15 protein-coding genes are annotated in these 21047 nt (G+C 72.7%); 5 read left to right on the top strand and 10 right to left on the bottom strand.

Annotated features, from left to right (window positions below; translation table 11 throughout):
• Positions 1-540: 540 nt before the first annotated feature.
• The 6 genes from OP04_RS56045 to OP04_RS37670 all read right to left on the bottom strand — a co-directional run bounded on the left by OP04_RS56045 (position 541) and on the right by OP04_RS37670 (position 6962).
• Positions 541-1101: a regulatory protein RecX gene (locus tag OP04_RS56045; protein ID WP_033344896.1), complete on the bottom strand. Its 561-nt coding sequence runs from the start codon at positions 1099-1101 to the stop codon at positions 541-543.
• A 1050-nt stretch (positions 1102-2151) separates the two neighbouring features.
• Entirely contained in the window at positions 2152-3198 is a 1047-nt protein-coding gene (gene recA / locus OP04_RS37690) for a recombinase RecA (protein WP_033344748.1), read from the bottom strand.
• Between the two features lie 204 nt (positions 3199-3402).
• Complete coding sequence (locus tag OP04_RS37685; protein WP_033344747.1) at positions 3403-3603, bottom strand: DUF3046 domain-containing protein; 201 nt, start codon at positions 3601-3603, stop codon at positions 3403-3405.
• Between the two features lie 24 nt (positions 3604-3627).
• The gene (locus OP04_RS37680; RefSeq protein ID WP_033344746.1) at positions 3628-4863 is read right to left on the bottom strand and encodes an MFS transporter; all 1236 of its coding nucleotides are present in this window, start codon (positions 4861-4863) and stop codon (positions 3628-3630) included.
• A 49-nt stretch (positions 4864-4912) separates the two neighbouring features.
• Complete coding sequence (locus tag OP04_RS37675) at positions 4913-5560, bottom strand: UdgX family uracil-DNA binding protein (RefSeq protein ID WP_033344745.1); 648 nt, start codon at positions 5558-5560, stop codon at positions 4913-4915.
• Between the two features lie 37 nt (positions 5561-5597).
• Entirely contained in the window at positions 5598-6962 is a 1365-nt protein-coding gene (locus OP04_RS37670; RefSeq protein ID WP_033344744.1) for an aminotransferase class I/II-fold pyridoxal phosphate-dependent enzyme, read from the bottom strand.
• Positions 6963-7003: 41 nt separating this feature from the next.
• Between OP04_RS37670 and OP04_RS37665 the strand changes: the two genes are divergently transcribed.
• The gene (locus OP04_RS37665) at positions 7004-8248 is read left to right on the top strand and encodes a bifunctional pyridoxamine 5'-phosphate oxidase family protein/GNAT family N-acetyltransferase (RefSeq protein ID WP_033344743.1); all 1245 of its coding nucleotides are present in this window, start codon (positions 7004-7006) and stop codon (positions 8246-8248) included.
• A complete protein-coding gene (gene leuE / locus OP04_RS37660; RefSeq protein ID WP_033344742.1) occupies positions 8245-8889 on the top strand; it encodes a leucine efflux protein LeuE in 645 nt (214 codons plus the stop codon). The genes OP04_RS37665 and leuE overlap by 4 nt, the downstream gene beginning before the upstream one ends.
• Positions 8890-8942: 53 nt before the next feature.
• Here leuE and OP04_RS37655 read toward each other — a convergent pair whose 3' ends face one another.
• The 4 genes from OP04_RS37655 to OP04_RS37640 form a co-directional block, all read right to left on the bottom strand.
• On the bottom strand, positions 8943-10025 hold the full coding sequence (locus tag OP04_RS37655) for a sporulation protein (RefSeq protein WP_033344741.1): 1083 nt from the start codon (positions 10023-10025) through the stop codon (positions 8943-8945).
• A 64-nt stretch (positions 10026-10089) separates the two neighbouring features.
• Positions 10090-11148, bottom strand: coding sequence for a hemolysin family protein (locus OP04_RS37650; RefSeq protein ID WP_033344740.1), 1059 nt, complete (start codon positions 11146-11148; stop codon positions 10090-10092).
• Between the two features lie 73 nt (positions 11149-11221).
• Positions 11222-12541 carry a hemolysin family protein gene (locus OP04_RS37645; RefSeq protein ID WP_033344739.1) on the bottom strand — a complete coding sequence of 440 codons (1320 nt, stop codon included), beginning with the start codon at positions 12539-12541 and terminating at the stop codon, positions 11222-11224.
• A gap of 435 nt (positions 12542-12976) precedes the next feature.
• The gene (locus tag OP04_RS37640) at positions 12977-18139 is read right to left on the bottom strand and encodes an Lhr family helicase (protein WP_085067104.1); all 5163 of its coding nucleotides are present in this window, start codon (positions 18137-18139) and stop codon (positions 12977-12979) included.
• A gap of 422 nt (positions 18140-18561) precedes the next feature.
• On the opposite strand from OP04_RS37640, the gene OP04_RS37635 reads away from it, so the two are divergent.
• Genes OP04_RS37635 through OP04_RS37625 form a run of 3 tightly spaced genes read left to right on the top strand, consistent with a single transcriptional unit; the run spans position 18562 to position 21008 of the window.
• Positions 18562-19413: a DUF5753 domain-containing protein gene (locus tag OP04_RS37635; protein ID WP_232323885.1), complete on the top strand. Its 852-nt coding sequence runs from the start codon at positions 18562-18564 to the stop codon at positions 19411-19413.
• A 44-nt stretch (positions 19414-19457) separates the two neighbouring features.
• Positions 19458-19670 carry a DUF397 domain-containing protein gene (locus OP04_RS37630; protein ID WP_033344737.1) on the top strand — a complete coding sequence of 71 codons (213 nt, stop codon included), beginning with the start codon at positions 19458-19460 and terminating at the stop codon, positions 19668-19670.
• 36 nt (positions 19671-19706) lie between these two features.
• Positions 19707-21008, top strand: a complete 1302-nt coding sequence (locus tag OP04_RS37625; protein WP_157240893.1) for a hypothetical protein — start codon at positions 19707-19709, stop codon at positions 21006-21008.
• Positions 21009-21047: the final 39 nt, after the last annotated feature.

Below are 21047 nucleotides of genomic sequence, written 5' to 3'. Positions count from 1 at the left end.
CCGTCCACCAAGACTCCGCCGGCGCTCCGCTTGCCTCCCGGCATCGGAGCCGGTTCCGCCGTGGCCGGGAAAGAGCACGCGACTCCCGCCGTGCGCGGCGATCGAGACGCGGTTCCGTGCCGCGCGGCGCCGTCCTCTCGGTGATCGGGGCGTCCCCCATGCCGTTCTAGCAGCATGTGAGGACGCCCCGATCACCGAAGCGGCGGGCTCGTGCCGTTCGACGGCGCGCGTCCGGCTAGGACCGAGATCCAGGCGTCGTTCACAGCCGCACGGGCGGGATCCGAGCCGTCTCAGGGCAGGGCCCAGTTCCGCGTGACGCGGGAAAGAGCACGCGACCTCTACCGGCGCTCACGGGCGCGGCGCGGCGGGCGCGGGGCGGGCACGGCGCGGCGCGGGCGCGGCGCAGGCGCGGCGCGGGGTAGTTCCACGCGACGTAAAAGAGTTGCACGCGCCCACAGCCCGCGCCCGGCGCGGGCCACGCCAGGGCCAGACGCCGGCCAGAGCCAGACACGACCAGAGCCAGACACGGCCAGAGCTGCCTCAGAGGGGGTCGGAGTCGCCTCGGGTGGAGTCAGCGAGGGCGTCGGGGTCGATCTGGCCGGCCAGTTCTGCGTAGCCGTCGTCCTCGGCCTCGGCGGCTTTGGCCTCCATCGCGGCCTTGACCGCGCGGATCGCCAGGCCGGCCGGGTAACCCTTGCGCGCCAGCATTCCCACCACGCGCCGGAAGACCGCGTCCGGCTCGCCGCGGGAGACCCGCACCTTCCGCTCGGCCAGCGCGAACGCCGTGGCCTCCTCGGACTCCGGGTCGATCTCGTCGAGCGCGGCGCCGGCCGTCTCCTTGTCGACGCCCTTGCGGCGCAGTTCGTCGGCGAGCGCACGGCGGGACAGACCGCGGCCCCGGTGCCGGGTGGCGACCCACTCCCGGGCGAACGCGGCGTCGTCGATCATGCCGACCTCGTCGTACCGCGCGAGGACGGACTCGATCACCTCGGCGGGGATCTCCCGCCTGGTCAAGACCGCGGTCAGCTCGGCCCGGGTGCGTGGCCGGGTGGCGAGCTGGCGGATGCAGATCTCGCGCGCCCGCTCGGCCTCGGCACGCAGGTCCGGCGCGGGTTTCTCGCCGGGACCGTCCTGGTCGCCGGCCGGCCCGTCCGTCCCGAACGGATCATCGTCCCGCGCGGCACCGGCCTCCTGCCCGGCTCGGCTGTCCCGCCCGGATCGGCCGTCCCGCCGGGACCAGCGGCCGCGGCCGGACGCGCCGGCCCGCCCGCCCCGAGCCGGCTGCTCGTCATCACCGTGCGATGCGGGCTGCTCGTCGCCGCGGAAGGGGTCCTCCGCCTCGGGGACGATGCCCCTCCCCGACCCTCGCCGGGACCAGCGACCGCGCCCGGGTCCGTCGGACCGCCGGTCACCCAGGACCGGCGCGGGCTGCTCATCGCCGTGGAAAGGGCCGCCCTCCACCTCGGAGGCGACCTCTCTCCCGGGCTCGTCGTCCCGCCGGGACCAGCCATCGCGTCCGGACCCCCCGGACCGCCGGCTGCCCCAGCCCGACTCGCCGGACGCGCCGGGCCGTCGGTTGTCCCAGCCTGACTCGCCTGACCCTCGGCTGCCCCAGCCCGACTCGCCGGGCGTGCTGGATCGTCGGCTGCCCCGGCCTGCGTCGCCGGACCGCTCCGGTCGTGCGACCGTCTCCCCCGCGCCACCGCTCAGCCCCGGCAACCCGGCCAGGAACTGCTCGGCCGAGCCGAACGTGCCCGCCGCCGCCCGGCCGGTGCGCCGTGGGCGCTCTCCGTCGGCCCGCCCCTGCCCGCCGGGCCCCACGCCCCCGCGAACCTCGCCGCCAGAAGCCTCGGCACCGGAGGCCGCAACGCCAGAGGCCGCGCCACGAGAGGCCGCGATGCCAGAACTCGTGGCGCCGGGATCCGGCCGGTCGTTCAGGCCGGACAGCCCCGGCTCGCCGGTGGGATCGGACGGCTCGGGCTCCTCCGCACCACCGGACGAGCCCGAGTGCCCGAACGACTCGTAGATCTCATCGGCCTCGTCCCGCTGCCGGGCAGCGGATGAGGACGATCGGCGCGCCCGGGGCGGCGCGGCATCCCAGCCCCGCCCCGAACGCGCTCCGCGTCGGCCTGCCATCTAACCGGCCGCCGACTAGAAGTCGACCGGCGGCAGCTCCGGGCCACCCGCGGCATCGCCGCTGGTCACGCCCACGCCGAGCTTCTCCAGGATCTTCTTCTCGATCTCGGCGGCAACGTCCGGGTTCTCCTTGAGGAACTCGCGCGCCTTCTCCTTGCCCTGGCCGAGCTGGTCGCCGTCGTACGTGTACCACGCACCGGACTTCCGGATGATGCTCTGCTCCACGCCGACGTCGATGAGCGAGCCCTCGCGGGAGATGCCCTTGCCGTACATGATGTCGAACTCGGCCTGCTTGAACGGCGCCGCGACCTTGTTCTTCACGACCTTGACGCGGGTGCGGTTACCCACCACGTCGGTGCCGTCCTTCAGGCTCTCGATGCGACGCACGTCGAGCCGGACCGAGGCGTAGAACTTCAGCGCGCGACCACCGGTCGTGGTCTCCGGCGAGCCGAACATGACGCCGATCTTCTCGCGGAGCTGGTTGATGAAGATCGCCGTGGTGTTGGAGTTGTTGAGAATACCGGTGATCTTGCGGAGCGCCTGGCTCATCAGGCGGGCCTGGAGGCCGACGTGGCTGTCGCCCATCTCGCCCTCGATCTCGGCGCGGGGCACCAGGGCCGCCACGGAGTCGATGACGATGACGTCGAGCGCGCCGGACCGGACCAGCATGTCGACGATCTCGAGCGCCTGCTCACCGGTGTCGGGCTGCGAGACCAGGAGCGCGTCGGTGTCGACGCCGAGCGCCTTCGCGTATTCCGGGTCGAGCGCGTGCTCGGCGTCGATGAACGCGGCGATGCCGCCGGCCTTCTGCACGTTGGCGACCGCGTGGAGCGCCACCGTGGTCTTACCGGAGGACTCCGGGCCGTAGACCTCGACGACCCGGCCGCGGGGCAGACCGCCCACGCCGAGCGCCACGTCGAGCGCGATGGAGCCGGTCGGGATGATCTCCATCTGGACATGCGGCTTCTCGCCGAGCCGCATCACGGAGCCCTTGCCGAACTGCTTGTCGATCTGCGCTAGAGCGAGCTCCAGCGCCTTTTCGCGGTCAGGACCTGCCGCCATTGAACCCACCCCTACATTCGCCGACTTCGCGGGCGTCTTCGAAGAACCTTTCGTCACGCGCAACACGCTAGGCGCTGGGTATGACAAAAACAGCCTCCGGGGGCCGCCGATGCCGAACCCTTACCCGGAAACGCACGATAGCCGAACACCTGTACGAGATCCACGCGACACGCGCCGAACGGGTGTTCTATTCACAAAACTTACTTACCGTAGCGTCGTCGGCACGCGATCGGGATATGCAGCACAAACGGCACGCCAGACGGTGACGGTCTCGACGCCCGAATCCAACGCTTCGCGCACGGTCTTTCCACCCAGCGTGGTCAGCACCTGATCGGTCGCGATGCTCGGCGCGTAACCCGCCCCGAAAACCGCATCCATCCGCTGCCAGAAATCGGTCAGCCGCAACTCACACAATCCTCTCGGCAAAAGTCAGGAAGAAGCCCTGGACCGCAACGCTAGCGCCAGCACCGGCAGCGCGGCCATCGCGGCCACCACCGTCAGCGTGCCATAACCCGCGAACGCCACCACCACGCCGCTGAGCGCGCCCGCGGCCGCGCCGGCAATGCCCATGACCAGGTCGGACAGCCCTTGCACCGCCGGTCGCGACGCGGGCGGGACCGCGGCGGAGAGCAGCGTGGAGCCGCCCACCATGGTGCCGGACCAGCCCAGCCCGAGCAGCGCCAGGCCGAGCGTCAGCATCGGGGTGTCGTGCCCGGCCGTGCCCGCGACCACGCACGCCGCGATCAGCAACGCGAGCCCGCCGATGATCACCGGGACCGGCCCGCACCGGTCGGCGAGCCAGCCGGTGACCGGCGACAGCCCGTACATGCCGGCGATGTGCACGCTCAGCACGATGCCGACGACGCGCAGCAGGTCCGCGTCGGAGTGCCCCTCGCCGAGGTGGACCGGTGTCATGGACATCACCGCGACCATCACCACGTGCCCGGTGGCGACGGCCGCGACCGCGAGCCGGGCCACCGGCAGCCCGGCCACGATCCCGGCGCCCGCGCGTACCCCCGAAGGTCTTTCGAGATCAACGGCGGAAGAGCCGGCCACGGTACGCGCGAGCAGCAGCGGATCCGGCCGGAGCAGCACCAGCAGCACGAGCGCGGCCAGCGCGAACGCCGCGCCGCTGACCACGAACGCGCCGCTCAGCAGCGGTAGCCGCAGCCCGGCCACGGCCCGGTCCGCCAGATCTGCCAGGTTCGGCGCGGTCACGGACCCGATCGTGGCGGACCACACCACCAGCGACAGGTCCCGTCCGCGGCGCTCGGGCGCGGCGAGGTCCACCGCGACGTACCGTGCCTGCAGGTTTGCCGCGGTGCCGCCGCCGAACAGGAACATGCCGAGGAACAGCAGCGGCACCGATCCGGCCACGGCCGCGAGCACGACGAGCAGCGCGCCGAGCGCACCCACCAGGTACGCCAGGACCAGGCCCGGCCGTCGCCCGCGCGCCTGCACCAGCCGGGTGACCGGGACCGCGAGCAGCGCGCCGCCGATGACCGCGCCGCTGCCGGGCAGGCCGGAGAGCCCGACGCCGGCCATTCGCGCGGACAGCAGCGCGCCGACCGTGATGCCGATCGCCACGCCGATCCCGCCGATGATCTGGGTGGCCGCCAGCAGGAGAAGCACCCGCCGCTGGACCCGTGCCACCGTCACCCTCATGTGAACCCCCGACCACGGTGAGAAACATTCACGGTAGCCGGGGAATCGATCATGTCAATGCGGCGGCCGCCACCCTCAGGTCCGCGACCAGCCCGTTGTACGCCGCCTCCCGATCGTCCGCCCGCAGCACCGCGGACGGGTGGATCGTGGCCATCGCCGTCGCCTCGTGGTCGCTCGGGAAGTCCTGCGGGCGCTGCGCGGACGCGGGCCAGGGCATGAGCTGCCCGCGCGACCGGGTGACCCGGAACGACGGGCCGAGCACCGCCTTGGCCGCGGTCGCGCCGAGCAGCACCACCAGCTCCGGCCGGAGCAGCGCGAACTCACCCATCAGCCACGGGTGGCAGGCGGTGATGTGCTCCTGCTCCGGCGTCTTGTGGATGCGCCGCGCGCCGCGCCGCTCGAACCGGAAGTGCTTCACCGAGTTCGTGATGTAGAGGTTCGCCACCGGCAGGCCCGCGTCGTCGACCGCGCGCCGGAGCAGGTGCCCGGCCGGACCGATGAACGGCAGGCCGTGCTGGTCCTCCACGTCGCCGGGCTGCTCGCCGACGAAGATCACCCGGGCGTGCTCGTCGCCCCGACCGAAGACCACCTGAGTGGCGGGTTCCCACAGCTCACAGCCGCGGCAGCCGGGGGCGGCGGCGCGGAGCTCCGCGATCGAGGTCGCGTCCGTGGGTACGAATTGGACAGCCGTCTGCATAGCAGCATGTTCTACCCCAGCGGTACGACAGAAACCGTCACGCCGTGAGCGCCACCGAGGACCGTGCCGGGACCGGGTCGAGCGCGGCCGCGGCGGCCACCGCATCGGCCAGCGGCGCGATGTCGTCGTCGGACAGCGGGCTCACCGTGATCCGGATGCCGGGCGGCGACGCGAGCCGGAACAGCGCGCCCGGCGCCACCACGTAGCCGGCGTCGCGCAGCGCCGCGACGGCCCTCGTCTCGTCCGGCACGCTGACCCACACGTTCAGCCCGGTGCGGCCACGCGCGTCCAGCCCGTGCGCGGAGAGCGCGGCGCGCAGCGCGAGGCGCCGGGTGACGTAGCCGTCCCGCGCCCGGATCACGCCGTTGATCACCTCGTCGTCCCGCCACAGGTAGAGCACGACCTGCTGGAGCAGCGTGGACACCCAGCCGGCGCCGACCCGCATGCGGCCCACCACGCGCGCGATGGTCACCTCGTCGCCGGCCACGACCGCGAGGCGCAGATCAGGCCCGTACGGCTTGGAGACGGACCGCACGAACGCCCACGATCCGGCGGCCCCGGCCAGCGTGTGCAGCGTAACCGGCGCCAGCTCGGCCGCGTGATCGTCCTCGATGAGCAGCACGGACGCGTGCTCGGCCAGCACCGCGCGCAGCTCCGCCGCCCGGTAGGCGCTCACGGCCGCGCCGGTCGGGTTCTGCGCGCGGGTGGTGACGATGACCGCGCCGGCGCCGGACGCGAGCGCGGCCCGCATGCCCTCCGCGGTCGGCCCCTCGTCGTCGACCGGCATCGGCACCGCGGTCAGGCCGAGCGCCGCGATCAGGTCGAGCGCGTTGGCCCAGCCCGGGTCCTCGACCGCGACCTTGTCGCCGGGCCGCAGGTGCGCGGAGAGCAGCCGCTCCATCGCGTCGAGCGCGCCGCTGGTGACCGTGATCTCCGCATCGCCCATCGGGATGCCGTCGCCGGCGAACCGCTCCCGGGCCAGCGCCACCAGCTCGGGCAGCGCGCCACCGCCGGAGTAGTTGGTCGGCGTGAACTCCGCGGCCGCGAGCCGGGCCAGCCGGGGGCCGAGCGCGGGCATCAGCGCGAGGTCGGGCTCGCCGGTGGAGAGGTCGATCGCGCCGGGCGGCGAGGGCAGCCGCAGCGAGGACCGGCCGGACGTGGCGATCGGCGGCCGTTCCCGCACGCGGGTGCCGTTGCGGCCCGCGGTCTCGATCAGGCCGCGCTGCCGCAGGTGCTGGTAGGCCTTTGCCACGGTGGCCGGGCTGCAGCTCAGCGACTTGGCGAGCGCGCGCACGGGCGGCAGCGCCGCGCCGGGGCCGAGGGAGCCGGAGCGCACGCCCGCTTCCACGCTCTCCGAGATCTCGGCGGCCGTGGACCCTACGATCTGATAATGTGCTGCCACAGTTTTCCTACTGTACTAGAACAAAGCTGAGGTGGCTACCCGTGGGGGACGACTTCTCACCTACTCATCGGACCACGGCGCTGCGTGACAAGGGGCGGATTCGCTACGACCGGGCCACCGCGCACGCGATCCTGGACGAGTCCTTCGAGGGGCATCTGGCGTTCGTGGTCGACGGCGAGCCGCGCGTGCTGCCCACGCTGATCGTGCGCGTCGGCGACACGCTGTACCTGCACGGATCCACCGGCAGCCGCCCGATGCTGGCCGCCCGCGGAGAGGGCCTGCGCGTCTGCGTCGAGGCCACGATCCTGGACGCGCTGGTGCTGGCACGCTCCCAGTTCAACCACAGCGCGAACTACCGGTCCGTGATCGTCCACGGTACGGCCGTGCCGGTCACCGACCTCGCGGAGAAGGAACGCGTGCTCACCGCGCTGGTCGACAAGATCGCGGCAGGCCGTGCCGCGGACTCCCGGCCGGGCACGAAGAAGGAGCTCGGCCAGACCACCGTGCTGGCGCTGCCGCTGGCCGAGGTGTCGACGAAGGTCCGCGCACACGGCGTCGGCGAGGAGGAGGACGGCGACGAGGCGCTGCCGCACTGGGCCGGGCTGCTCCCGCTGCGCCGGGTGCGCGGCCTGCCGGAGCCGGACGAGCGCGTCACCGTACCCGTGCCGGCCTATCTGAGGTCTGACACCGGCCCGTGGGTGACGGCGGAGCCGCTGGCCGGCGCGCACGTGATCCTGGAGCCGCTCGACCTCGCGCACGCGGAAGGGCTGCTGGCGAGCTGCGGCGACCCGGCCGTCTGGCGGCACATGCTGGTCGATACGCCCACCACGGTGGACGAGATGCGCGCCTACCTGCGACATCGGCTGGCGGCCCCGCACGCGATGTGGGTGCAGAAGGACGCGCGCACCGGCGCGATCATCGGCAGCACGTCGTACTACGACGTCAACGAGACGCACCGGACGCTCGCGATCGGCCACACGTTCCTCGCGCCGAGCCACTGGCGCACCGGCGTCAACACCGAGTCCAAGCTGCTGCTGCTCACCCGCGCGTTCGAGCAGCTCGGCGCGGTCCGGGTGGAGTGGCACACCGATGTGCGCAACGTGCGCTCACAACAGGCGATCGCGCGGCTCGGCGCGGTCCAGGAGGGCGTGCTGCGCCGGCACCGGCGGCGGCCGGACGGCACGTGGCGGGACACCGCGCTGTTCGCGATGACGGACGACCAGTGGCCGGACTCACGGTCCACGCTCCGGCAGCGGCTTCAGGATCACGGCGCGGACGGCGCATGATGCAGGGCGTGCTGGGAGTGACCGACATCTGGACCTATGTGATCGGCACGGTGGCGATCGTCCTGCTACCGGGGCCGAACTCGCTGTTCGTGCTCTCCGTCGCCGCCCGCCGGGGCGTCGGCGCGGGCTACCGGGCCGCGGGAGGTGTGTTCCTGGGCGACGCCGTGCTGATGGTGCTGTCCGCGGCCGGCGTGGCGTCGCTGCTGCGCGCGTACCCGCCGCTGTTCCTGGTCATCAAGTACGCGGGCGCGGCCTACCTGTGCTGGGTGGGGCTGAACATGCTGCGTGCGGCCTGGCGTCGCCGCCGGGCCGAGGAGCCGGCCGCGGCGGAGGCCCCGATCGGCCGGCCGTTCCGCAAGGCGCTGGTGATCAGCCTGATGAACCCGAAGGCGATCCTGTTCTTCGTCTCCTTCTTCATCCAGTTCGTCGACCCGGGTTATGCGTACCCCGCGCTGTCGTTCCTGATCCTGGGCCTGATCGCGCAGCTGTGCAGCGCGCTCTACCTGACCGCGCTGATCTTCTCCGGCAGCTACCTGGCCGCGCAGTTCCGCCGGCGGCGACTGCTCGCACGGGCCGGGACCACCGCGATCGGCGCGCTCTTCGTCGCATTCGGCGCCAAGCTCGCCACCGCGACCCTTTAAAAGCTTTCGGGGGTACGGAGCGCGCGCTCCGTACCCCCGAAAGCTTCAGATCTTTATTCCTCGTCGCCGCCGTCGAACATGTCGCCCATGGCCTCGCCGAGGATCATGCCGCCGATGAGGCCACCGGCCGCGCCCGCGACGACACCGCCCATGCCGCCGCCGTGCCCGCGGTGCCGCTGGTGCCCGTGGTAACCCCCGTGGCCGCCATGCCCGTATCCGGGCGCCTGCCCGTAACCCGGGGGCTGTCCGTAACCAGGGGCGTAACCGGGCTGCTGGCCGTAGCCGCCGGGCGCCGGGTACCCGGGCGGCGGGTAACCGCCGGGCGCGCCGTAGCCGCCGCCGTGGCTCGCGCGCATCGACGAGTAACCGCTGGTCGCCTGCTGCATCCAGCCGTCGACGACCTGCGCCCAGTCCGTGCTGTCGGCCTGCGCGTGCGAGACCTGGTAGCGCCCGTAGGTGTCCCGGCCCTCGGTGAAGAAACCGCCGCGCTTGTCGAACTCCAGCACGATGTCCATGCCCTGCGGGTTGGTCACGAAGGTCAGCTCGACCTCGTTGATCGTGCCCTGGTACTGCGCGGGCGGGTAGAACTCGATCTCCTGGTAGAACGGCAGCTGCTGGTTGACGCCGGTGATCCGGCCGCGCTCCAGGTCCGCGTTCTTGAAGTGGAAGCCGAGCCGCATGAACGCGTCCAGGATCTTCTCCTGGATCGGCAGCGGGTGCACGTAGATCGGGTCGAGGTCGCCCTTGTCCACCGCGCGCATCACGGACAGCTCCGTGCGCAGGCCCATGGTCATGCCGCGCAGCCGCTGGCCGTAGACGTCGGTGACCGGCGTCTCCCACGGGATCGGGAAGCGGACCGGCAGCTGACGCCGCTCGTTCGCTTCCAGGCGGAACGCGCCGGCGACGACCACGCGGTGGAACTCCATGACCGAGTCCCACTCGGTGTCGTGGCCCTCGACCTCGACGCGCGTGACCAGGCCGAGCGCCACGTGCTCGATGTCCACCGCGGTGGTGCCGCCGATGATGTTGACCTGGCCGTCGAGCGTGAGGCCGGGCCGGGTGTTCGGGTTGGCGAGCACCGTGTCGATGGACGGGCCGCCCACACCGAGGGCGCTGAGCATCTTCTTGAAGACCATGTTCTTCGTCCTCCTTGACCTAAAAGTCCGTTATATCGCGATAAAACTGGGCGTTAGCTGTGACTCAGCGCATCCGGCGTCCGCGCGGCACGTCGTCGGTCTCGTCGTCGAACTCGCCGATGACCTCCTCCAGGAGATCCTCCAGCGCGACGAAACCGACCGTCGCCTCCGCGTCCGCCACCAGCGCGAACTGCGCCCGCTCGGCCCGCATCCGGCCCACCGCCTGCATCAGCGTCTCGTCCGCGGACAGCGTGAACGGCGCCGACATCAACTCGGACGCGGTAGCGCCGCTCGCCCCGGCCGTGGCCCGGACCGCGTCCCGCACGTGGACCATGCCCAGCACGCCCGGCGCGGCCGGATCGATCACGGCCAGCCGGGAACGACCGGTCGCGTGCGACACCTCCTCGATCCGGAACGCGGTGTCACCCGGCGACACGCTCACCATCTCCGCGGCCGGCGTGGCGATCTCCGCCACCGTCGTCCGCTGGAGCGCGAGCATGCTGGTGAGCAGCGCGTGCTGATCCACCGGGAGCGTGCCGTGCTGGCGCGACTGCTCGAGCAGCATGCGCAGCTCCTCCGGATCATGCACCTGCGCAAGCTCGGTCTGCGGCTCGATCCGGAAAAGTCGCAGGATCGCGTTCGCCGACGCGTTCAGCGCGGTCAGGATCGGGCGCACCGCGCGGGCGAACCCGCGGAACGGCAACGCCAGCAGCCGCGCCGAGTTCTCCGGGTGGCTGATCGCCCACGACTTCGGCATCATCTCGCCCAGCACCAGGTGCAGGAACGTGACCAGCAGCAGCGCGAACAGGAACGCGATCACGTGGCTCGGCGCGTCCGGCAGACCGGCCGCGTGCAGCAGCGGGCTGACCAGGTGCTCGATCGCGGGCTCGGCCAGCGCGCCCAGGCCCAGCGAGCAGAGCGTGATGCCGAGCTGCGCGCCGGCCAGCATGACCGTCAGCTCACGGCTGCCGGCCAGCGCGGCCCGGTCCGCCGCGTCGCCGCCGACGGCCGCGTGCTCCAGCCGGTAACGCTTGCTGGCGATCAGCGCGAACTCCGCGGCCACGAAGAACGCGTTACCGGCCAGCAGGACGAACGAGAACACTATCGCCCACGTCGTACTCACGCCGCCTCCTCCGCTTCGCTCCCCCGTCGGCATGAGTTCAGACGCCGCACTACCGATTCACTCGCAAGCTCGCTCATGCCCGGACCTCCACCCGCACGGTGCCCGGCACGTGCCGGTCCACCGAGATCACGCTGACCAGTGCCCGCTCCTCGGTCTCGACGCCCGGGAGCGTCAGCTCCAGCGCGTCACCGACCTCCGGGATGCGGCCCAGCTGGCGCATGATCAGGCCGGAGACCGTGTCGTACTCGTCCGCCTCGGGCAGCGCGATGCCGGTCGCGTCCGCGACCTCGTCGATCCGCCAGCGGGCCGGGACCAGCCAGGACCCGTCGTCCTGCTTGACCGGCGAGGCCTCGGGCAGGTCGTCCTCGTCACGGATCGGGCCGACCAGCTCCTCGGCGATGTCCTCCAGCGTGATGACGCCGGCGAAACCGCCGTACTCGTCGACCACGATGGCGAGCTGCCGGTGGCCGGCACGCAGCCGGTCCAGCACGGCCGGGACCGGCAGCGACTCCGGCACCATCAGCGGCGGCGACGCGATCTCGCTCACCGGCACCTCGGACCGCCTCGCCGGCGGGATCGCCAGCACGTCGTTGATGCCGACCACACCGGTGACGTCGTCGACGCCCGCGGCGCCGCGCACCGGGAACCGGGAGTGGCCGGACGCGAGCAGCTCGACCACCCGGCTGACCGGGTCGTCCGCGCGCACGCTGGCCACGTCGACGCGCGGCACCATCACCTCGCCGGCGGTCAGCCGGCGGAAGTCCAGACCGCGGTCGAGCAGCGCGGACGTCTCGGCGTCGAGATGTCCTTCCTTCTGCGCCTCCGCGATGATCTGCGTCAGATCCTCCGCGGTCGCGCCCTCCGGCAGCTCCTCGACCGGCTCGATGCCGATCCGGCGCAGCAGCCGGCTGGCCGCCAGGTCGAACAGCTTGATCACCGGCCCGAACACGGTGAGGTAGATCAGCGTCGACCGGCTCAGCGCCTTGGCCAGCGCCTCCGGCCGCGCGATCGCCAGGTTCTTGGGAGCGAGCTCACCGAAGATCATCTGCACGATCGTTGCGAACGTCAGCGCCAGCGCCATGGACAGCGGATAGCTGACCGCGGCCGGCAGGCCGGTGCCGCCGAACAACGCGTTCAGCCCGCCACCCAGGTAGGGCTCCGCGACGTAACCGACCAGCAGCGCGGTCACGGTGATGCCCAGCTGCGCGCCGGAGAGCATGAAGGAGAGCCGCTCGGTGACCTTCAGCGCCCGCGCGGCGGCGGCGTCGCCCGCCTCCGCCTCCTGGCGCAGCTTGCCACGGTCCACGGCCACGTAACCGAACTCCTGGGCCACGAAGTACCCGGTAGCGACGGTCACCACGAAAATGAGGAGCAGCCCGACCACGATCAACACGGGGAATCACCCTCGGTGTCACCGGATCCGCGCGATGCACGAGAGGCATCGGGGCTGAGAAGCACAGGCCGGGGCTCACCCGGCTGGGGACTACAGCCCTCTGGGCTGGGGTCGATCATGCAGGCACCCTACCAGCGGACGCTGGATGGTGGCTGTGAGACAAATTCAAGATCCCCGCACCCCGGCCCGGAATAATCCGCGCCCGGCCGCCTCCCTGCCGGCGCTTCCTCACGACCACACCACGAACAAAGATCAAAATCCCGGAGCAGATTTCCCACTTACGCGGTGGTCCCGTTCCGCGCGCTCCCGCGGCCTCGGATCCGTGGGTGGTCACCCACCACCCCGCACCGTCACCATCCACCCATCCCTGCGTTCATCGCAGGGGGCAGGCACGGAAAGCACTGCACAGAGGCACCGACAAGGGCAGCCTGCGGATCAGGCGCGGAGGCGCAGGCCGCGAGGGGTGGCGCGGAAGCCCGCCGCGGCGAGCGCGTCGCGCAGCGGCGACGCCCGGAGGGACTCGCCGTCCGCACGCTCCACCGACAGTGAGCCGAGCGCGCCGGAGTGGACGGCGCCGGCCAGCGCCTTCGCGGCGGCGGCGAGCGCGTCCGGCTCCTCGGTGAAGGAGAGCAGTGTCCGGCCGCCGCGCTCGACGTAGAGGACGAGGTCACCGCCGACCAGCGCGACCAGCGCGCCCGCCTTGCGTCCGGCCCGGTGCCCGGTGCCGCGGCCGGACGGGGCGGCCGTTTCTCCCTCGTACGCCGCGATACCGCCGCGTCCCCCGGTGCCGCCCGCTGACGCGGTCCCGCCGGATTCCGCTCTTCCGTCACCACGCACCGCGGCCTCACCGCCCGGCGTGATGCCATCGCCGTGCACCGCGGCACCCCTGGCCGGCGCGGCTCCACCGGATACCGGCGTTCCGCCGCCGCGGGTCGTGCCGGCGGCAGCGGGGACGTCCCTTGGGCCGGTGGACGACGCGACACCACCGTCGCCGGAGTCGACCGCGCGGTCCGGCCAGGGCAGCGCGGCGCCGAACGGGTTCGCCGGGTCCGTCGCGGCCAGGATCAGTGCGGGGCCGCCGGTGGTGCGGCGACCGGGATCGTCGGTCTTGTCGGCGAGCGCGCGCAGCCGGTCGACCGCGCCCGGCACCGCGAACTGCGCCGCGCCCAGCCCTTCCACGAAGTAGCCGCGGCGCGCCGCCCCGCGCTCCTCCATGGCCGCGAGCACCGGGTAGACGCCGGCGAATCCGCCGGGCGGGCCCTCGGCCGCGACCGCGCCGCGGGTGACCACGCCGTGCCGTTCCAGCAGCAGGTCCGCGGTGGCGGCGGCACGCTGGGTCGGGTCCGTCTCCCGGTCCGGCAGCAACGACCAGCGGCCGGCCATGGTCGGCGGCCCGGTCCTGCCGGGCAGCGCCGGCCGGCCCGGCCGCCGGTATCGCCCGCGCGATGCGACCGGCTTCGTCCTGTGCGTGCCGCCGGAGCCGAGCAGTGCGCGGACCGGCGCGAGCGTGTCGTTCGTCAGGTATCCGGCCCAGACCAGATCCCAGATCGCCGCAGCCATCTCACCGTCGTCGACCACCGTGCTCTTCGGCGGCGGCGCCCAGGTCGTCTCCGCATCCTGTGGGCCGTCCCGCCGGCCGGTGGTCGTGTGATCAGCCGCCGGATCGGGCACGGCCGTGGACGGCGCCGCGGTCACACCGGCATGCGCGTGACGGCCGCGCGTGCCCGCGCCATCGGCCGCGTGGCCGGGACCCGCGGACGGTGTCTCGGCATCCGAGCCCGCCGGATTCGCACGCCGACCGGTTCGCCTGCCGCCCGCGCGGCCGTCGCCGGTAACGGCGGCCTCGACATTCGTCGCCGACGCCGCATCTGCGGCCAGCGCCTGGATCGCGCGGTCCGAGAGCGCACGGAAGAACAACGCCTGCCCGTCCCCCAGCACGCCCAGGATCGCGCGGTGCAGCGGCGTCAGCGGCAGCGCGTCGTCGACCGGCGGCAGGACCAGCGGCGCCGCGTCCGCATAGGCCAGCGTCAGCCAGCCGTCATGACCGGGCAGCGTGCCCGCGCCGGACCAGAGCACCTCACCGGTCGCGCACAGCTCGTCGAGGTGGCCGGGCGTGTAGTCGCCGACGCGCGCGGGCAGGATCAGGCGCTCCAGCGCGGACGCGGGCAGCACCGCGCCCTGCAGCTGGTCGATCGCGGCGGCGACGGCCTCGACGCCGCGGGCCGCCCCGCCGACCTGCTGCCAGCGGGGCAGGAACGAGGCGAGCGCGCGGGCCGGAACCGGTTCGATCTCGCGGCGGAGCGCGGCCAGGGAGCGGCGGCGGAGCAGGCGGAGCACCTCGGCGTCGCACCACTCGCTGGTGCCGGCCGCGCCGCCCGCGACCGGGGAGAACTCGCCGGTGACCACGCGGCCGGCCGAGGCCAGCCGGCGGAGCGCCTGCTCGACCACGAACACGCCGAGACCGAAGCGGGCGGCGCAGGTCGCGGCCGAGAACGGCCCGTGGGTGCGGGCGTATCGCGCGACCAGGTCGCCGAGCGGATCCGGGACGGACGCGAGGAAGGCTTCGGGCAGTCCGACCGGCAGCGCGACGCCGAGCGCGTCCCGTACCCTCCCGGCGTCCTCGATGCCGATCCAGCGTTCCTCGCCGGCGAGGCGCACCAGGACCGCGCGCCGCGACGAGGCCAGCGACTCGGCCCAGGCGGCGGGCGCGCCCCGCAGCGCCAGCTCGGCCGGGGACAGGTCGCCGAGCAGGCGCAGCAGCTCGGCCACGTCCTCCGCGTCGCGCGGCGCGCGCTCCTCGGTGAGCCATTGCAGGCGCGACTCGGTCTCCCCGACCACCGCGGGGTCGAGCAGTTCGCGCAGGTCGACGCGGCCGAGGAGCTCGCCGAGGAGCGTGGCGTCGAGCGCGAGCGCGGCGGCCCTGCGCTCGGCCAGCGGTGCGTCGCCCTCGTAGAGGAACGCCCCGACGTACCCGAAAAGCAGTGATCTGGCGAACGGGGAGGGCCGCGGCGTCTCCACCTCGACCACGCGGACCTTGCGACCGGCCAGGTCACGGGCGAGGCCGACCAGGCCGGGCAGGTCGAACACGTCCTGCAGGCACTCGCGCGCGGCCTCCAGCGTAACCGGAAAATCCGCATATTCCCGGGCGACGTCGAGCAGCTGGGCGGCCCGCTGCCGTTGCTGCCACAGCGGCTGACGGCGGCGCGGGTCGCGGCGCGGCAGCAGCAGCGCACGGGCGGCACACTCACGGAACCGGGACGCGAACAGCGCGGACGTGCCGACCGACTCCTCGACCAGCTGGGTCAGCTCGTCCGGCTCGAAGACGATCAGGTCGGCGCCGGGCGGCGTGTCCATCGTGTCCGGCAGCCGGACCACGATGCCGTCGTCGGACGGCACGACCTGGGCGTCCACGCCGTACCGCTCGGTGAGCCGCCGTCCGATCGCGAGCGCCCAGGGCGCGTTGACCTTGGCGCCGAGCACGCAGTGGACGGCCATCCGCCAGTCGCCGAGCTCGTCGCGGAACCGCTCGACCACCACGGTGCGATCGTCGGGCAGCGAGCGGACCGCGTCGCGTTGCTCACGCAGGTAGGCCACCAGGTTGTCCGCGGCCCAGTCGTCGAGCCCCTCGGCCCGCAGCGCCGCACCCGCGGCGTCGTCACCGGCCTTGACCAGCGCGCGCAGCCGGGCGCCGATCGCGCGGCCCAGCTCGATCGGGCGGCCGGGCGAGTCGCCCTTCCAGAACGGCATGCGCGCCGCCTGGCCGGGCGCGGGCGAGACCAGCACCCGGTCCGGCGTGATGTCCTCGATCCGCCAGGACGACGAGCCGAGCAGGAACACGTCGCCGACCCGGGACTCGTAGACCATCTCCTCGTCGAGCTCGCCGACGCGGGCGCCGGGCACGCCACCGGCCAGGAACACGCCGAACAGCCCGCGGTCCGGGATGGTGCCGCCGCTGGTGACCGCGAGCCGCTGCGCGCCGGGCCGGCCGGTGAGCACGTCGCCGGCCCGGTCCCAGACCAGGCGCGGGCGCAGCTCCGCGAACGCGGTGGACGGGTATCGCCCGGAGAGCATGTCGAGCGTGGCGTGCAGCGCGGAGGAGGGCAGCTCCGCGAAGGGCGCGGCGCGGCGGAGCAGCGACTCGAGGTCCGCCACGGTCCAGGAGTCCATCGCGACCATGGCCACGATCTGCTGCGCCAGCACGTCGAGCGGGTTGCGCGGGTAGCGCATCTCCTCGATCGCGCCCGCGGTCATCCGCTCCGCGACCACGGCGCAGGAGAGCAGGTCGCCGCGGTGCTTGGGGAAGACGATGCCGCGGGAGACCGCACCCACCTGGTGCCCGGCACGGCCGACGCGTTGCAGCCCGGCCGCGACCGTGGGCGGCGCCTCGATCTGCACGACCAGGTCGACCGCGCCCATGTCGATGCCGAGCTCCAGCGAGGAGGTGGCGACGACCGCGGGCAGGTCGCCGGACTTCAGCGACTCCTCGATCTGCTTCCGCTCGGTGCGGGAGACGCTGCCGTGGTGGGCGCGCGCGATGACCGTGGGCGCGCCGTGCGACTGCCCCGACTGCGCCATGATCTCGGCCGGTAGCCTCGCCGCGCCGGCCGCGGAGGGTCCAGAGCCCTCGGGGGTACGACCAGGGCCCTCCGCATGCTCCGCCGCCAGCTCGTTGAGCCGCGCGCACAGCCGCTCCGCCCCGCGCCGCGAGTTGGTGAACACGATCGTCGACCGGTGCTCCGTGATCAGCCGGTAGACCCGCTCCTCCACCGCCGGCCAGATCGACGGCCGCGCCCGCCCGGGATCCGGCGGCCCGCCGTCCGGCTCCGGGCCGGCCGCGAAATCCTCGCCGAGCGCGGTCATGTCCTCCACCGGGACCTGCACGCTGACCTCGATGGTCTTCGTGGAGGGCGGCTGCACGACCTCGACCGCGGCCGCGCCGCCGAGGAACCGGGCGACCTCGTCGATCGGCCGGACCGTGGCGGAGAGCCCGATCCGCTGCGCGGGTTTCGGCAGCAGCGCGTCGAGCCGCTCCAGCGAGAGTGCGAGGTGGGCGCCGCGCTTGGTGGCCGCGACCGCGTGCACCTCGTCGATGATCACGGTCTCGACGCCGCGCAGCGACTCCCGCGCCGCGGACGTGAGCAGCAGGAACAGCGACTCGGGCGTGGTGATCAGGATGTCCGGCGGCGTGCGCGCGAAGCCCCGCCGCTCGTCCGCCGGGGTGTCGCCGGTGCGCATGCCGACCGTGATGTCCGGCGGGGGCAGCCCGAGCCGGGACGCGGCGTGCCGGATGCCGGTGAGCGGCGCGCGCAGGTTGCGCTCCACGTCGACCGCGAGCGCCTTGAGCGGGCTGATGTAGAGCACGCGGCAGCGCTGCTTCGCGTCGGCCGGCACCGGCTCGCGGGCGAGGCGGTCGAGCGAGGCGAGGAACGCCGCGAGCGTCTTGCCGGAGCCGGTCGGCGCCACGACCAGCGCGTGACGCCCGGCCGCGATGGCACGCCAGGCACCGTCCTGCGCCGGGGTGGGCGCGGCGAACGCGGCGGCGAACCACTCCCTGGTCGCCGTCCCGAATCCCGCCAACGCCATCTCCACGCCCTCCATCCTGCCCGCCCGGTACGACATTTCCCGTCCGCGCCGCGCGAAACCCACCGGGCACCCGAAATAGACCGGTTTTTCAGGACATGGTGACGCCGGCACGCAAGGTCCACATCGACGCGTCACAGTGGACGCCAGCTGGCTTTTCATGCACCGTGAATCCGTCACTAAAGCGCGAAACCGGCACCATCCACACCAGACTGACACCTCCCGTACTGCCTGCCTGGCAAGGGTTTGGTGGCATTGCGTGCTGGATCGCTTACCGATCATCCGGTACGGTGTCGCGTTGGCGCTGATCGATGCAGTGGTCCGTGATGTTTTGTTCGAGTCGCGGCCGACTTCTCCCGACAATCGATGGTAGGGAATGAAGTGGCATCACATTTTTCGTCCGACCTGGGGGGGCGATGCTCGACTCAAGGGGCCGCAAGGTGCCCACGCTACGCGCGCAATGGCTCGGCCGGGAGCTGCGCGACCTGCGTGAACGGCGCAACCTGACGCTTCGTCAGGTCGCAGAGCACCTGAAACGGAACTTCTCCGCGCTGAGCCGTTTCGAGAACGCGGAATGGCCGATTCCGCGCCACGATGTGCAGATGCTCCTCGATCTCTACGGAGTGACGGAGCGACGGGAACGGACCCGGTTGACCCGGCTGAGCGAGGAGGTCTGGCGCCGGGACGACTGGATCGACGAATTCTCCGATGTGATTTACGACCCAACCTTCTGCGATCTCATCTGGCTGGAGCAGCGGGCGAAGCGGGTCGCCACCTACGACGCGCTCTACGTGCTCGGCCTGCTCCAGACCCCGGCCTACGCGGAGGCGATGATCCGCACCACCGAGGGCCCGGACGCGGACGACGACCGGGTCGCCCGCTGGGTCCAGCTGCGCCTGCGCCGCCAGCGTGCGATCGAGGGCCCCAAGCCCACGAAGATCGCCGCGATCATGGCGGAGTCGGCGCTGCGCAACCCGGTCGGCGGGCCGGAGGTGATGCGTGAGCAGCTGACCCACCTGGGCCGGCTGGCACGACGACGGCACATCGAGATCAGCGTGCTCCCGGCGGGGGCGGGCGCGCACCCGGGTCTGGACGGCGCGTTCCTGCTGTGCGAGATGCCCGACCCGTTCCCCGACGTGGCGTACACGGAGACGCTCGCCGGGCGCACGTTCCTGGAGGGGTCCCGCACGGACCGCTTCGCGTCCGCCTACCGCGTGCTGCGCGGCGCGGCTCTGGAACCGGCCGACTCCACCCGGCTCATCGCCGACATAGCGGACGAGTTCAAGAGCTGAAAACACGACAAGCAATCCACGAGGGTACGGGAGGCGCGCGCGAGATGCGGGGCAACGGGTTCGTCCCGGAGGTGGCCGGGTGGCGGAAGAGCAGCCGCAGCCAGGGCTCGGGCGGCAACTGCGTCGAGGTGGGCCGGGCGGCGGACGGGCGGGCGGCGATCCGGCACAGTCGCCGTCCGGCCGAGGCGATGCTGCTCTGTTCCGCGGACGGCTGGCGCGCGTTCGTGGCCGGTGTGCGCGGGGACACGTTCGGCTGAGGTCCCGGATCGTCGCGGTCTGGGAAAATCCGCGACGTGGCATTGACGGCATCACGGGCGTTGGTCCGGCAGACCGAGCGCTGGTTCGTACGCCGGGGCGTCCCGCTCATGATCGAGGATTACCGGTTCCGGCGGCATGTGCTTCCCCGCATGCTGCCGTTCCTGGCGTTCGTCTCGGTGACCAGCCTGCTCTGGCTGGTACGCCGCTGGGCGGACCAGGACTACTGGTGGTGGGTGCTGGCCGGCACGCTCGCGGTCGGCACGCTGGTCTGGACCGGGCTGACCGCGTTCGGCCGGCGGCTGCCGCGCTTCTCCCGGAAGACGGCCGGCGCGATCCTGGTCTGCTATGCGGTGATGCCGGTCATCGTGCCGCTGCTGGAGTTCCTGATCTCCCGATCCAACTCGTCGCCCGGCGTCGGCGTGGGCGAGCGGATCAGCGAGCAGCACACCTCGTTCGCGGGTGCGGTGGCCGCGTTCCTGAGCATCTTCGCGGTGCTGTTCGCGGCCGCGTGGCTGGCCACCACGTACGGCGTGGTCCCGCTCGTCCGGCGCGGCCTGCGGCACGCCGTGCACGACATGCGCAACAGCGTGCGGATCCAGGGCCGGGCGCTGCCCACGCTGCTCTTCGTCACGCTCTTCTTCTTTTTCACCGGTGAGCTGTGGCAGGCGACGGACCGGCTCTCCTGGAGCCGGGTCTGGGCCGTGGTGGTGCTGCTCGCGTCCGTGACCGTGCTGGCCACCGCGACCCGTCTGCGCGACGAGATCGGCCGGGTGGAGCAGGAGCTGCACCCGGCGCGGCTGAGCAAGGACTGCCGTCGTACGCCGCTGGCCGAGCTGCCGATGGAGGAGATCGCGCCGGACGGTGCGCTCAAGCCGGTCCCGCTCAAGCCGCAACAGGTCGGCAATCTGCTGCTGATGCTGGCCACCCGCCAGCTGATCCAGGCGACCGTGGTGGGCGTCGGCCTGTTCACGTTCTTCCTGATGCTCGGCTGGCTGGTGGTGCTGCCGGAGACCGCGGAGCAGTGGATCGGTGCGCCGCCGCGGCTGTCCGCCGCCACGTTCGGCCTGCCGGTGGCGCTGCTGCGGAACGCGCTGATCCTGGCCGCGTTCGGCAGCATGTACTTCGCGGTCACCTCGATGAGCGACGCCGAGCACCGCCGTCAGTTCTTCGCGCCGATCCTGGACGAGGTCGAGCGCACGCTCGCGGTCCGCGCCGTCTACCTCGCGGTCCGCGACATCGTCCTCCCCGCCCCGTCACCGCCCCACATCCCGAGCCAGCCCACATCAGCCCCCACCACCCCGGACCCCACCACCGATGCTCTCGGCAGTTCCCCCTGACCCGCCACGAACTCGGCCACGCCGTGAGACGCAGTCGAC

Source organism: Catenuloplanes japonicus (assembly GCF_000717135.1).
GTDB lineage: Bacteria > Actinomycetota > Actinomycetes > Mycobacteriales > Micromonosporaceae > Catenuloplanes > Catenuloplanes japonicus.
Note: the sequence above shows the minus strand (reverse complement) of the source record. Positions and strands in the feature narration are given on the sequence as shown.

Coding starts and splice junctions, on each gene's coding strand:
- recA (WP_033344748.1), bottom strand. CDS start 3,198: ATGGCGGCAGGTCCTGACCGCGAAAAGGCGCTGGAGCTCGCTCTAGCG.
- OP04_RS37680 (WP_033344746.1), bottom strand. CDS start 4,863: ATGAGGGTGACGGTGGCACGGGTCCAGCGGCGGGTGCTTCTCCTGCTG.
- OP04_RS37675 (WP_033344745.1), bottom strand. CDS start 5,560: ATGCAGACGGCTGTCCAATTCGTACCCACGGACGCGACCTCGATCGCG.
- leuE (WP_033344742.1), top strand. CDS start 8,245: ATGATGCAGGGCGTGCTGGGAGTGACCGACATCTGGACCTATGTGATC.
- OP04_RS37655 (WP_033344741.1), bottom strand. CDS start 10,025: ATGGTCTTCAAGAAGATGCTCAGCGCCCTCGGTGTGGGCGGCCCGTCC.
- OP04_RS37640 (WP_085067104.1), bottom strand. CDS start 18,139: ATGGAGGGCGTGGAGATGGCGTTGGCGGGATTCGGGACGGCGACCAGG.
- OP04_RS37630 (WP_033344737.1), top strand. CDS start 19,458: ATGCGGGGCAACGGGTTCGTCCCGGAGGTGGCCGGGTGGCGGAAGAGC.